General features: G+C 41.0%; 12 protein-coding genes. 2 read left to right on the forward strand and 10 right to left on the reverse strand.

Annotated features, from left to right (window positions below):
- Positions 1 to 392: 392 nt before the first annotated feature.
- Together rimK and epmB are read right to left on the reverse strand one after the other, a co-directional pair.
- Positions 393 to 1,295, reverse strand: coding sequence for a 30S ribosomal protein S6--L-glutamate ligase (gene rimK / locus Q0V26_RS02200; protein ID WP_107277092.1), 903 nt, complete (start codon positions 1,293 to 1,295; stop codon positions 393 to 395).
- Positions 1,296 to 1,758: 463 nt separating this feature from the next.
- Complete coding sequence (gene epmB, locus Q0V26_RS02205; RefSeq protein ID WP_080158682.1) at positions 1,759 to 2,781, reverse strand: EF-P beta-lysylation protein EpmB; 1,023 nt, start codon at positions 2,779 to 2,781, stop codon at positions 1,759 to 1,761.
- 33 nt (positions 2,782 to 2,814) lie between these two features.
- Between epmB and efp the strand changes: the two genes are divergently transcribed.
- The gene (gene efp, locus Q0V26_RS02210; RefSeq protein WP_297476327.1) at positions 2,815 to 3,381 is read left to right on the forward strand and encodes an elongation factor P; all 567 of its coding nucleotides are present in this window, start codon (positions 2,815 to 2,817) and stop codon (positions 3,379 to 3,381) included.
- Positions 3,382 to 3,426: 45 nt separating this feature from the next.
- Here the strand turns inward: efp and Q0V26_RS02215 are convergent, their stop codons facing one another.
- The 5 genes from Q0V26_RS02215 to frdA form a co-directional block, all read right to left on the reverse strand.
- Positions 3,427 to 4,737, reverse strand: coding sequence for an IS4 family transposase (locus Q0V26_RS02215; protein WP_297476330.1), 1,311 nt, complete (start codon positions 4,735 to 4,737; stop codon positions 3,427 to 3,429).
- A 206-nt stretch (positions 4,738 to 4,943) separates the two neighbouring features.
- Positions 4,944 to 5,309, reverse strand: a complete 366-nt coding sequence (frdD, locus tag Q0V26_RS02220) for a fumarate reductase subunit FrdD (RefSeq protein WP_080158681.1) — start codon at positions 5,307 to 5,309, stop codon at positions 4,944 to 4,946.
- Between the two features lie 10 nt (positions 5,310 to 5,319).
- On the reverse strand, positions 5,320 to 5,703 hold the full coding sequence (gene frdC, locus Q0V26_RS02225) for a fumarate reductase subunit FrdC (RefSeq protein ID WP_080158680.1): 384 nt from the start codon (positions 5,701 to 5,703) through the stop codon (positions 5,320 to 5,322).
- A gap of 2 nt (positions 5,704 to 5,705) precedes the next feature.
- On the reverse strand, positions 5,706 to 6,446 hold the full coding sequence (locus Q0V26_RS02230) for a succinate dehydrogenase/fumarate reductase iron-sulfur subunit (protein ID WP_080158679.1): 741 nt from the start codon (positions 6,444 to 6,446) through the stop codon (positions 5,706 to 5,708).
- Positions 6,446 to 8,269, reverse strand: a complete 1,824-nt coding sequence (gene frdA / locus Q0V26_RS02235; RefSeq protein ID WP_297476335.1) for a fumarate reductase (quinol) flavoprotein subunit — start codon at positions 8,267 to 8,269, stop codon at positions 6,446 to 6,448. The genes Q0V26_RS02230 and frdA overlap by 1 nt, the downstream gene beginning before the upstream one ends.
- A 554-nt stretch (positions 8,270 to 8,823) precedes the next feature.
- Between frdA and epmA the strand changes: the two genes are divergently transcribed.
- Positions 8,824 to 9,795 (forward strand): elongation factor P--(R)-beta-lysine ligase, encoded by a 972-nt coding sequence (gene epmA, locus Q0V26_RS02240; protein ID WP_297476338.1) that lies wholly within the window; start codon positions 8,824 to 8,826, stop codon positions 9,793 to 9,795.
- Between the two features lie 287 nt (positions 9,796 to 10,082).
- Here the strand turns inward: epmA and Q0V26_RS02245 are convergent, their stop codons facing one another.
- The 3 genes from Q0V26_RS02245 to rsgA all read right to left on the reverse strand — a co-directional run bounded on the left by Q0V26_RS02245 (position 10,083) and on the right by rsgA (position 13,197).
- The gene (locus tag Q0V26_RS02245; RefSeq protein WP_297476341.1) at positions 10,083 to 10,808 is read right to left on the reverse strand and encodes a carbonic anhydrase family protein; all 726 of its coding nucleotides are present in this window, start codon (positions 10,806 to 10,808) and stop codon (positions 10,083 to 10,085) included.
- Positions 10,809 to 11,050: 242 nt separating this feature from the next.
- Positions 11,051 to 11,917: an archaetidylserine decarboxylase gene (gene asd, locus Q0V26_RS02250; RefSeq protein WP_297476344.1), complete on the reverse strand. Its 867-nt coding sequence runs from the start codon at positions 11,915 to 11,917 to the stop codon at positions 11,051 to 11,053.
- A 227-nt stretch (positions 11,918 to 12,144) separates the two neighbouring features.
- The gene (gene rsgA / locus Q0V26_RS02255; RefSeq protein WP_080158674.1) at positions 12,145 to 13,197 is read right to left on the reverse strand and encodes a small ribosomal subunit biogenesis GTPase RsgA; all 1,053 of its coding nucleotides are present in this window, start codon (positions 13,195 to 13,197) and stop codon (positions 12,145 to 12,147) included.
- Positions 13,198 to 13,234 lie beyond the last annotated feature (37 nt).

Below are 13,234 nucleotides of genomic sequence, written 5' to 3' on the forward strand. Positions count from 1 at the left end.
ACTATATGGCTTATACGTTAACGTAATTCGATTGTACGAGGTAGTACTAATCAACACCTTGATTACTAAGTGTTTTAAAGATCACATTTATTATCGATAACAGTCTTTTTGAGGGCGGTATTGAAGCGGATTTTTTGAATAATATAGCAATACTGAGTAGTAGCAACATCGCAAACCTAAAGATTTAGTTCGTCGAGTAAAAAGCAAAAAAAGCTGTACGGTTATTTTTTAATTAATATCAATGACTTATGTAGGTCATTTTCTTTTACAATAAAGCGTTGGAAATGTACACCTTTTAGCTGTTTTGTTTTTAAAAACATGATCGTTATTAGCTAAATGATAAAAAAAGCAGCCATGTGAGAGCTGCTTATTAAATTCATAATGACTGTAATTTATTGATTTTGTAGATGACGACGGCTCTTGCCTGCATTTTTTTCAATATAATCAATGATCATACCTGCAATATCTTTGCCTGTTGCCGCTTCAATACCTTCTAGACCAGGAGAGGAATTTACCTCCATGATCAGTGGTCCGCGTTTAGAGCGTAATAAATCAACGCCAGCGACACTGAGCCCCATAGCTTTTGCTGCAGCAATAGCCGTTTTACGTTCTTCGGGTGTAATGCGAACTAATGATGCGCTACCACCACGGTGTAAGTTTGAACGGAACTCACCTTCTGCTGCTTGACGTTTCATTGAAGCGATAACTTTATCGCCAATCACAAAACAACGAATATCTGCACCGCCAGCTTCTTCTATATATTCTTGAACCATGATGTGAGCTTTTAAGCCCATAAATGCTTCAATAACACTTTCCGCTGCTTTTTGAGTTTCCGCAAGTACGACCCCAATGCCTTGAGTGCCTTCTAATAGTTTGATAACTAATGGCGCACCGCCAACCATTTTAATCAAGTCCAATACATCATCAGGTTTACTTGCAAAACCTGTAATTGGCATGCCAACACCTTGGCGACTCAATAATTGTAATGAACGTAGTTTGTCACGAGAGCGTGAAATCGCAATAGATTGATTTACAGAAAACACATCCATCATTTCAAATTGACGTAATACAGCACAACCATAAAAGGTAATGTCTGAGCCAATACGGGGAATGATGGCATCAAAGCCAATAAGATCAGTACCTTCAAAATGAATTGATGGTTGAACTGAGTTGATATTCATATAACAGCGAAGGGCATTGATAATAACCGCTTCATGACCTCGTTGTTGACAAGCCTCACGCAAACGGCGGGTTGAATATAAGTTTGCGTCCTGTGACAAAATGCCAATTTTCATTGCGATACTCATGTTAGGGAGCGAGTTGGCAGCAGCGACGACGTTTGGCGAACGCCTAATACGATAAAGGGCTGCTGTATGAGGCGCGACTATGCACGTAAATCAGTAAAAAATCGAGATCTGCCACGATGATTTTTTTTAATGGTGAGATGTAATAAAATTAGTAGAAAATTAAAAGTAACATCATGGGCTAATAGTTCTTGAGGTATATAGCTAGTAAAGCTGTACAAGCTGTACGTTTATTATAAAACAATGGGTTACGCCGCTTTATTGTATGGCCCATTATAGGAAAAAAGATAAGGGTATGTTTTTGGTGTTTTTAGCTGGGAAAGCTGTACGTTGTGAGTTTTTCGCTAATATTGAGGTGGGGATTTTGCTGACTCGTAATAACAAGTCAGCATTAATTCGATGCAATAATCAGAGAAATTAGGTGGCGAAGGACAAGAATATCAATCAATAGCGGTTATTCAAGGTGAAGATCGAGTGGGGTTTTGCTGCTTCTACCGCCGATTTCACGGGTTAATGTTGGAACTAAATAGCCCGAAACATTATTGATTAATCCGGCCATTAAGATACGTGCCTGTTGATCACTGACAAAGAAGTGTGCAGCGCCTTGTACGTGATCCAGTACGTGTAAGTAGTACGGTAATATTCCAGCATCAAATAAGGCTTCGCTGAGGTCTGTTAGCGCTGTGACGGAGTCATTAACCCCTTTAAGGAGCACACTTTGGTTTAGCAGGGTAACCTTAGCCTGCTTGAGCTGTGTCATCGCCGAGGTTAGCTGATTATTGATTTCATTGGCATGGTTAATATGGGTCACCATGATAATTTGTAAACGACTGCTAGCAAATAACTCACACAGTGCTGGTGTGATGCGATGTGGGATTACAACGGGTAAGCGGCTGTGAATACGCAACCGTTTAATATGTGGAATAGCGGCAATATGTTCGAGCAACCATGTTAATTCGTGATCTTTTGCCATTAGTGGATCACCACCAGATAAGATCACTTCGTTAATGTGTGGTTGGGTTGCGATGTAATCAATACTTTGCTGCCAGACGGTTTTATTGCCTTTGTTATCTTGATAAGGAAAGTGGCGTCGAAAACAATAACGACAATTTACTGCACAACCGCCTTTAACGATCATCAACACACGATTGTGATACTTGTGTAATAGCCCAGGAATGGGGTTATCTTGTTCATCAAGAGGATCGGTTGAGTAGCCTGGATGAACCTCAAATTCTTGCTCTAGCGGCAGTACTTGGCGCAACAATGGATCGTATGGGTTGCCAACTTCCATTCTTTCGACAAAACTTATAGGAACACGAAGCGCGAATAAATTTTTAGCAGCAAGGCCTTTTTGCCAAGGTGTTGGATCAATTTTAAGCCAATTGAGTAGCTTTAAGGGATCAGATATCGCATTAGCTAGATCATTCAGCCAGTTTTGCTCAACAGATGGCACGTTTCGGGGTATGATATGCGACATTAAATACAACTCGAAGATGTTAAGAGGATTAGAATGGCGTCTTTCAGCACCAATGAATTCCGCAGCGGAATGAAAATTATGCTTGATAATGAACCTTGTGTCATTATCGAAAACGAATTTGTTAAACCTGGTAAAGGTCAAGCGTTCAACCGAGTACGAATCCGTAAACTTATTTCAGGTAAAGTTCTTGAAAAAACGTTTAAATCAGGCGAATCAGTTGAAGCTGCGGACGTAATCGATACTGAACTTGATTACCTATACAACGACGGTGAATTCTACCATTTCATGAACAATGAAACATTTGAGCAAATCGCAGCAGACGTTAAAGCTGTTGGTGATAATGCGAAATGGTTAGTAGAAAACGATGCGTGTACGCTAACGCTTTGGAACGGTAACCCTATCGTTGTTACTCCTCAAAACTTTGTTGAGCTTGAAGTAATAGAGACTGATCCTGGTCTTAAAGGCGATACTCAAGGTACTGGTGGTAAGCCAGCGACACTAACTACAGGCGCTGTAGTACGTGTTCCTTTATTCATCGCAATTGGCGAAGTTATCAAAGTTGATACTCGTTCAGGTGAATACGTAAGCCGTGTGAAGTAAATTCATATTGAGCTTTAAAAAAGGTCGCTTTGGCGGTAATGCCGTTCACTTAAGGTGAACGGCTTTTTTCTTTTTAGCGTACCGCTGAGGTCTCGGCTTTACTGTTCTAGGGAATGTTCTTTCCCTTCGACCCTCTAATATCAAGCTTTCAGCGAGTTGCTGAAAGCTCTTTAATTGTCGAGGGATTGCTCCTGGTGTTGAATAAGGAAGTCCAACAAGTAAAGACGTCATACGCGCAAGACTGCCATTAAAACTAAGTTGATAAGGCAAATAATTACCTTTCAAACTAAAGCAAAGTTCCACCATTTGATAACGGATCAAATTATAGGTTAATAATATCCCCCATAACTCTTGTTTTACGAGTTCAGGTAATCGACTACGTAACGTTAATCGATTACCAAGCATGTATTGCTTTTGCTCTCGATACCCCAACTCTATTTCCCATCGATGACCATAAAGTTCTTTAATATCAAGGGCTGGATAACGCATAGCATCAACCATTGAAGTTAATACCTCATACGTTTTACCTTTTATTTTACATCTTACAAGACGAGCTTTTACTGTTTCAGGCAACGCTGGCCAGAGTTTACGAGATCGAGGATTACTACGAAGAATGACTAATTTATCATTTCGTCCTAACGACTGAATGACTTCATATTGCGTATTCTTTTTGAGTGGAATTAACCAATGGCGTTCAGTTCCTGTTTGATGCCACTCATTTAAAAGACCCAATGAATAGAACCCCTTATCAAACATAGTGACACTATAATCTGGTGTAGTTTCTATCAATTTTTCAGCGATGATCATTTCACTGACTTTATAATCATCGAAAGCACTTCCAGTAATTAAATGGCTACTGAGTTCCATTTGGCAAACCATTCTTACTTGAGGGTATTGAGTGTCTTTTTGACGCGAAAAAGCTTTATTATTTTGAGGACTATCAGGTGCCCTCCAAACAACGCCATCAACAGCTAAAAGAGTTAAACCATTCCATTGAGGTAGTTGTGCACTCTCAATCCAAGATGCGGTCATTCGTTCAAAAACAGCTTTCATTGCTGGTTCTCCTAATGTTTTTCGACGTTGTGTTAACGCACTAGGAGCAACAAAAGCTTTACCTGTTCTATCTACTATATCCAGTTGATTAACCAAGTCTTTCATGGGCTTATCGTTATAGATAGCCATACCCACAAGCAGCCAAACCATCGACTCTAGAGTAAGCTTTCGCTTTCTCATCGTCACGGTATCAGTCAATGTATAAGCTTCATTAATTAACTCTAAAGGTAATAAATCAGCCAGTGTTTCAACTTGATTTGGTTTCCAATCATTAATGATATTTAAGGCTTGTGAGACGTCCATAAAAAAATCCGAGAATATAAATATTCTCGGATTCTTACACACTGCGAGGATCGTTCAACCTAAATATTTAGATCTTAACTGATCGGCATTAGCTTTGGCGGCCTTTTTTGTTGGTTGAAATTCAGGGTTATGATGTTTTAAATCTTTAAATAACAGTCATAAAAAAAGCACCGCAAGCGGTGCTTTTTTAGATTGTGTATCAGTGATTATTTAATCATGAACACAAAGATGATTGATAGTGCAGTCACTAAGAACGCAGCAGCGTAACAAGCGATTTTACCTACAACACCGGTATGAAACTTAAGGTCATGCATACCATGGTGTAGACGGTGCATACCATGCCACATTGGTAGTGATAGGGTTGCAATCACAAATAATGCGCCAATAAAGCTGGTTGCGAAATCTGCAGCGCGATCGTAGCTAACGGCTTCTGGGCTAATAATACCCAGTGGAACCATGATGCCAAGCACTAAAATAGTGACTGGCGTGATCATTGCAAACCAAGTACCACCGGCACCAAATAAACTCCACCATACTGGCTCATCGGAACGTTTTGGATGTAAATTAATCACGAGCGGCTCCTTAAACTAGCGCTAAAACAATGGCAGTGATGACAGCAACAACTGCCCACTGTGCAAGAACGATAATTTTCTTATCGAGTTTCTTGCCTTTGATGCGAATTGGCACCACTTGCGGCATCATGCTAAAGAACGTTTGTGCGTGGAATAAACTTCCCGCTAACGCAATAATATTTAGAATGATCACAATTGGGTTAGCCATAAAGTTTAGCCAACCTTGCCATGCTTCAGGACCTTTTACTAAACAACCTAAGCCAAAGGTTAAGCAGATAGTAAAGAAAATTAGCGGTAATACAGTTGCTTCACGCAGCATGTAAAAACGGTAGAAAGAACTGTCTTTCCACCAAGTACGCGTCATTTCACGAACGTAAGGTTTACGGTTGCTCATCCTTATGCCTCCTGAGGCTTCAACATTGCAATAACGAAATCTTTTGATGATTCCACTTTGCCTTGGTTTACAGCTGCTGCTGGATCAACACTCTTTGGACATACTTCAGAACAGTAACCCACGAATGTACAGCCCCATGCACCATTTTCACTGTTGATCAATTCCATACGCTCATGTTGACCATGGTCGCGGCTATCAAGGTTATAACGGTGTGCAAGTGTTAATGCAGCAGGACCGATAAATTCAGGGTTTAAACCGAATTGTGGGCATGCTGCGTAGCAAAGGCCACAGTTAATACAGCCAGCAAATTGCTTGTACTTTGCCATTTGCTCTGGTGTCTGAAGGTTAGTGCCGTCTTCAGGCGTACGATCGTTGCCGATAATGTAAGGCTTAATTGCTTCAAGACGCTCAATAAAGGGAGTCATATCGACAATTAAATCTTTTTCAATGGCAAAGTTAGCTAATGGTTCGATTTTAACGCCATTAGGATAATCACGCAGGAAGCTCTTACAAGCTAACTTAGGCACGCCATTAACCATCATGCCACATGAACCACAGATCGCCATACGGCAAGACCAACGGTAGCTTAGATGCTTATCAAGGTGGTCTTTGATGTAACCAAGCGCATCAAGTACTGACATCGTTTCATTGAACGGTACTTCAAATGCTTGTAAATACGGTTCTGCATCTGTCGCTGGGTCATAACGCAGAATTTCAACTTTTTGAATGCGATTGTCTGACATTATGCCTTTTCCTCTTGAGCTTCTGACTGTGCTGCTTGCTGCGCTTTTTCATGTGCTTCGTGAGCTTCAGCTTCCGCACCATATAAACGCGCTTTTGGCTGTGATTTCGTGATCTTCACATCGCTGTAATCAATAATTGGCGCATCGCCATTGTTGTAGAATGCCAAACTATGTTTTAGGAAATTTACATCATCACGTTCAGTACAACCGTCATCTAAGCGTTGGTGCGCACCACGAGATTCTGTACGTAGAATCGCTGAGTGTGCCATTGCTTCTGCAACATCAAGACCGTAACCCACTTCAATGGCATATAGCAGGTCAGTGTTAAAGACTTGGCCTTTATCTTGAATGCTAATATGCTTAAAGCGCTGCTTAAGTTCTGCTAGCTTATCAATAGTTGCTTGCATCAAATCTTGTTGACGATAAATACCACAACCCGCTTCCATGGTGTGACCCATTTCAGTGCGGATTTGAGCCCAGTTTTCATCGCCTTCTTGTGCCATTAGGGCATCAATACGTGCTTGTACTGCGTCAATTTGGGTATTGATTGAAGCATCGTTCCAACCTTTGAATTCTTCAGCGCGTTTAACCGCGTGTTCACCCGCAACTCGACCAAATACGACAAACTCAGCCAGTGAGTTTGAGCCTAGGCGGTTAGCGCCGTGAAGACCAACAGAAGCACATTCACCAACAGCAAATAGACCTTTAATACGGGTCTCACAGGTACCGTTAGTTTCAATACCACCCATGGTGTAGTGTACCGTTGGGCGAATTGGAATTGGCTCTTTTGCTGGATCAACGTTTACGTATGCTTTAGCGAGTTCACAGATGAACGGTAGACGCTCATGTAAGTACTCTTCACCAAGGTGGCGTAAATCAAGCATTACTACATCACCTAGTGGGTGCTGAATAGTGTTGCCTTTTTGTTGTTCATGCCAGAATGCTTGTGAAACTTTGTCACGAGGACCCAGTTCCATGTATTTGTTTTTTGGCTCGCCTACTGGTGTTTCAGGGCCCATGCCATAATCTTGTAGGTAACGGTAACCGTTTTTATTAACGATAATACCGCCTTCACCACGACAACCTTCAGTCATCAAAATACCAGTGCCTGGTAGACCTGTTGGGTGGTATTGAACAAATTCCATATCACGTAGTGGTACACCGTGGCGGAACGCCATTGCCATACCGTCGCCTGTTACAATACCGCCGTTAGTATTACAGTGGTAAACGCGACCCGCACCACCAGTAGCTAGAATCACTGATTTTGCTTTAATACAAACCAGCTCACCTTCCGCCATGTGAATCGCAATTAGACCTTGAACTTCACCATTCTCAATTAGAAGATCAACCACGAAATATTCATCGTAACGTTTGATTTGTGGGTATTTGATAGAAGTCTGGAATAGAGTGTGTAGCATATGGAAGCCAGTTTTATCTGCCGCGAACCATGTACGCTCAACTTTCATACCACCAAAACGACGTACGTTCACTTCACCGTTTTCTTTACGGCTCCATGGGCAGCCCCATTGTTCCATTTGGATCATTTCGCGGGTTGAATTTTCTACGAAATATTCAACCACATCTTGTTCGCATAGCCAGTCACCACCACCAACGGTATCGTTGAAGTGATTATCAAAGCTATCTTCGTCTTTGATAACAGCAGCAGAGCCACCTTCAGCTGCAACTGTGTGCGAGCGCATTGGGTAGACTTTTGAAATAAGTGCAATTTCTAGTTCTGGGTTTGCTTCTGCAGCAGCGATGGCAGAACGTAGGCCTGCACCACCCGCGCCAATTACAGCGATATCTGTGGTAATAGTCTTCACAGCTATCCTCCGAAGGTAAGACGGTAAAAAAATGAAAAGGTACGTCATGCGTACCTATCCTTGAAATCCAGCGCGTATTTTATGAAACCTCATTAAGAGAAAATATGATGTAGACGCGTCTTTTTAACGAAATAATCAAAAAATGTAATCTGATTACAAAATTTGTGATTATTGTCACAAATTTTCATGTTTGTTCATTGTTAATGGTTTGTTTTATTTGGCGCTAATTGTTTATGGCTCATTAATAATGTGTTTCATGTTTTGGTTGTAATACTTTGCTGTAAAAGATTTTATAAGCCATAAGCTGCACCGGATGGATATCTGATGTGATAATTACGATGGTGATTGTGCGTTATTTGTTATTTTTATAGAAGGTTCGTGATGTTTTTCACTGTCGATTTTTATGATGAGAATGTGATGTTCCATTAATGCTATTCATTTACATTCATAATTATTGGTGGTTATAAGTAAATATAACGAGGGCAATGCTTGGTTAAGATCGTGACTTTGTTAAAATCAGGCCATTATTTCCTTTTATATAAGAAGAAACGGCTATGTCTCAGCCTTGGCAACCTACCGCAGAGATCTCTCAATTAAAACAGCGAGCGGTTTTACTCGCGACTATTCGTCAGTTTTTTGCCGATCGTGATGTTATTGAAGTGGATACACCTGCGATGAGTCAGGCGACGGTAACGGATGTACATCTACATGCGTTTAAAACCCAATTTGTCGGCCCTGGCTATGCTGCTGGCCAAACATTGTATTTGATGACCAGTCCTGAATTTCACATGAAGCGCTTACTGGCAGCGGGCAGTGGTGCTATTTATCAGATTTGTAAGTCATTTCGTAATGAAGAATCTGGGCGTTATCATAATCCTGAATTTACAATGCTAGAGTGGTATCGACCTGGGTTTGATCATCATCAGTTAATGGCTGAGATGGATTTGTTGTTACAACAAGTATTAGGCTGTGGTGCTGCAGAAAAAATGACCTATCAACAAGCGTTTATTGACGTGTTAGCGGTGTGTCCACTTGATGGCTCTATGGCTGAGTTAAAAGCCGTTGCTGCTCGACTTGGGTTGGCAGATATTGCAGAACCAGAGCAAGATCGCGATACCTTACTACAGTTATTATTTAGCGTTGGTGTTGAAGCTAAAATCGGTAAAAAAGTACCCGTTTTTGTGTATGACTTTCCCGCATCGCAAGCAGCTTTGGCGCAGATAAATCCGCAAGATCCACGTGTGGCTGAGCGATTTGAGGTTTATTTCAAAGGCATAGAATTAGCTAATGGCTTTCATGAACTTGCTAATGGTGATGAGCAGTTACAGCGCTTTGAAGATGATAACCAAAAACGAATTAGCATGGGGCTACAACCTCAGCCGATTGACATGCACCTTGTTGAAGCATTACGGGCTGGATTTCCTGATTGTGCTGGGGTTGCATTAGGTATCGATCGCGTGATTATGCTGGCATTAGAGCGTGATCATATTGATCAAGTCACCGCTTTCCCGATTGAAATAGCGTAAATATTATTCTTACCTTACAGCTTGATTCCAAAGATGTAGACGTAAAAAAGCACGGTAATGATAACCGTGCTTTTTTGTCATCAAATATCCAATATACACCAGTTGATATTAGTAATGATTAATCACTCGTTTCATACTGAGGGAACGTGCATTTTATATCGAAGATCTGATTTGGCGTAATAATGATTAAGCTAAACGACGAGTTGGATTTCAAGGCGTTTTAACCGTAAAACAACTATACCGCTCCCTTATTGTTATTGCAACTGATTATCATTTACAGTTGTTTGTTAGTCGATCACAATCCGCGCATTGATGGGTTGTAATGGACGATTATTGTCTCCCATCATTTGATTAAGCTGTTCTATTTGAGCGGCAGAACTGGTGAGATGACTTTGCATAACATACCAACGAACACCTTCTGTACATGGCGGTGTCGTTAACGATCCATTATAACGAAAATACTGACGTTCACGTGGCAGTAGTGCGTTAGGGGTCAGATCACCGTTAAAGTCAATTGTTTCACCCTTGGTTGGTATGGCTTTTAATAAGGTGGTTAATTCATTATTTGCACGAGGTCCATTTTCAAACATCACTGAAATAACCGCAATATGGCCGTTGGCATCAACGTTAACAAAATGCGCTTCTAACGGATATTGTTTGCCATCAATATAGTTTTCAGAGGGAGTATGAAAATGAAACTGTTTGAGCGTGTACGTATCACCATTAATCACCAAGGTATTATCGCCACTTACATTGGCTTCTATCGTGTGACCGTTATTGGTTAAGCTGGTGATTTTGCCATCATAGCTAATTTGTAATGGCTGTGTTTGGGCTTGAATTGGTGATTGAATGTCAATCGGACTTTGGTTTTCGCCACCACAAGCAGGGTAACTATCAACCCAATGTTCAGTGCCTTGTTGATCGTCATATCCCCATGCGGCATTGGCGTGTGCAGAAAGAGAGAAGCAAGTCGCTAATACGAGTACTAACGCTGATACTGTATTTTTTTTCATGATGATTACCTTTGAGTATGCGAATTATCTCGACCTAATCGTAGCACTTGAACGGTGAGACGATGGACTAACGTTAACATAGTAATCTTTTGATTTGATATTGAAAATACGATGGGGGAATAGAGCTAAATTGCAGGTGTAATATAAATGAGATAATGGCACTTATCGGAATAATGATGTTCAGTATTGGGTGTTAATGAGAATACGGAGTAATGTTCACTCCGTATCTCAATATCTTTATATTATTTAACTAAATATTCAGCGTAAGGTTGTCCCATGCGCGTAACTTGACGAGGCTGCATGTTTTCTACAAAACGGATGCTGTCTTTAGGAAATAAATTGATCACGGTAGAGCCCAGTTTGAAACGACCCATTTCTTGACCTTTCTTTAAACTGATCGCTTGTTCACCTGTGGTTGGGTAATCCCAGCGGCGAACTTCAGGGCCCGTTGGTGGTGTTACCGTTCCCGCCCACACTGTTTCAATACTGCCCACTATCGTTGCTCCAACTAGCACTTGAGCTAATGGACCAAATTCAGTTTCAAATACACACACCACACGTTCATTACGCGCAAATAAATTTGGCACGTTAGTTGCGGTCAGTGGGTTTACAGAGAAGAGATCACCGGGAATATAAATCATTTGGCGTAATACACCATCACATGGCATATGCACACGGTGATAGTCACTTGGTGAAAGGTAGAGTGTTGCAAATTCACCATCAATAAATTCATCTGCTAATGTACGATCACCACCAAGTAGTTCACAAGCATCAAAATAATGACCTTTAGCTTGGAATAAACGTCCGGCTTTAATCGGACCTAATTGGCTCACGCAAGCATCTGCAGGATGGCTAATGATATACTGGTCGTTATTAATTGGACGAGCCCCTTCCATAAGTTCACGCACAAAAAAAGCGTTAAAGGTTGGATAGGCACTCGGATCAGGATTACGCGCTTCTGCCATATTGACGTTATATTGCTTGATGAACCAACGAATAATGGTAGTGGTGAGTTTTCCACCTTCAAAAGCCGCCAATTTACCCACAAGACGGGTTAAAGCATGTTTCGGTAGACTATATTGAAGGCCAATCTTAATCTTATCTAACACAATTATTCTTCCAGTAAATATTAATTAATCAATAAATTAGTTATTCTTTGCTTATTTGGAAGAATAACGTCAACCCGTAATAATACCGAACTATTTTAATAATGTCAGTTATTCTGGCATTACCGAGGTCATGGATAAGTTAGGCTTGTCAGTGTTAATTTGGATCGCAGTAGATAAAAAATAAGCCTAAATAAAAAATAAATTTCGTTTAGGCTTTATCTTGGTTATCAGTTTGGCTTATTGCGTGAAAATTGGCGATTTGCCACATTTTCCGACATGCTTTCAATAATCTTATGATAACTGTTATAGCGATCGCGACTAATATCACCACGTTCAACTGCTTCGCGAATGATACAACCGGGATCATTGCCGTGTTTACAGTCACGGAATTTACAGCCACCTAAATATTGACGAAATTCAACAAAAGCCTCTGTAATCTGTTCAGGCTCTAAATGCCATAAACCAAATTCGCGCACTCCCGGTGAGTCAATTAAATCACCGCCATCAGCGAAATGATACAACCTTGCTGCGGTTGTGGTGTGTTGGCCTAAACCTGAGTTTGTTGAAACATCACCAATATCCGCTTCAACTTCCGGCATCAGAGCATTAACCATACTTGATTTACCTACACCAGATTGGCCAGCAAAAATACTGACATGATCTTGTAAATCAACTTTAAGATCATCAAGCCCTTCACCCGTATCAGTACTGACTAAACGTACGCTATAACCAATGTTTTGGTATTGCGTTAATTTACGTTCAACGTCAACCCGTTGTTCTGGTGTAAGTAAGTCAACTTTATTGACCACAATTAATGGCTTAATGCCGATAGTTTCAGCTGCAATAATGTAGCGGTCAATAATGTTAAGCGATAGCTCTGGCAATATTGATGACACAATCACAATACGGTCAACGTTAGCAGCTACAGCTTTTACACCATCGTAATAGTCTGGGCGAGTCAACATTGATTTGCGTTCATGTACCGCTTCTACAACACCAGCAATACCTTGCAATGCTTCAACACCGGGACGCCATACGACGCGATCGCCAGAAACAAGGCTCTGAATACTACGACGTAGGTTACAACGGTGAATAATACCCGTTTGTGGATCTTCAACATCAGCGTGTTGACCAAAACGAGTAATGACCAGCCCTTCACGGGCATTTTCCAACAGGGCTTCATCCCATTGGACTTCATTTTTAGCGCGATCTAGGCGCTTATTTTGGTTAGAGCGAACGCGTCGGCTCTGACCTTGAGTAAGTTTTTTCTTTTTTGCCACAAGAATATCGTTCTGTTTGGTTGGCTTTCGGTATTAT

This window comes from uncultured Photobacterium sp., assembly GCF_947039875.1.
GTDB lineage: Bacteria > Pseudomonadota > Gammaproteobacteria > Enterobacterales > Vibrionaceae > Photobacterium.

What these genes read in the sequence shown, in the direction of transcription:
- Q0V26_RS02215 (WP_297476330.1), bottom strand. Translation starts at nt 4,737, where the DNA reads ATGGACGTCTCACAAGCCTTAAATATCATTAATGATTGGAAACCAAAT.
- frdC (WP_080158680.1), bottom strand. Translation starts at nt 5,703, where the DNA reads ATGAGCAACCGTAAACCTTACGTTCGTGAAATGACGCGTACTTGGTGG.
- epmA (WP_297476338.1), top strand. Translation starts at nt 8,824, where the DNA reads ATGTCTCAGCCTTGGCAACCTACCGCAGAGATCTCTCAATTAAAACAG.
- Q0V26_RS02230 (WP_080158679.1), bottom strand. Translation starts at nt 6,446, where the DNA reads ATGTCAGACAATCGCATTCAAAAAGTTGAAATTCTGCGTTATGACCCA.
- rimK (WP_107277092.1), bottom strand. Translation starts at nt 1,295, where the DNA reads ATGAAAATTGGCATTTTGTCACAGGACGCAAACTTATATTCAACCCGC.
- Q0V26_RS02245 (WP_297476341.1), bottom strand. Translation starts at nt 10,808, where the DNA reads ATGAAAAAAAATACAGTATCAGCGTTAGTACTCGTATTAGCGACTTGC.
- epmB (WP_080158682.1), bottom strand. Translation starts at nt 2,781, where the DNA reads ATGTCGCATATCATACCCCGAAACGTGCCATCTGTTGAGCAAAACTGG.
- efp (WP_297476327.1), top strand. Translation starts at nt 2,815, where the DNA reads ATGGCGTCTTTCAGCACCAATGAATTCCGCAGCGGAATGAAAATTATG.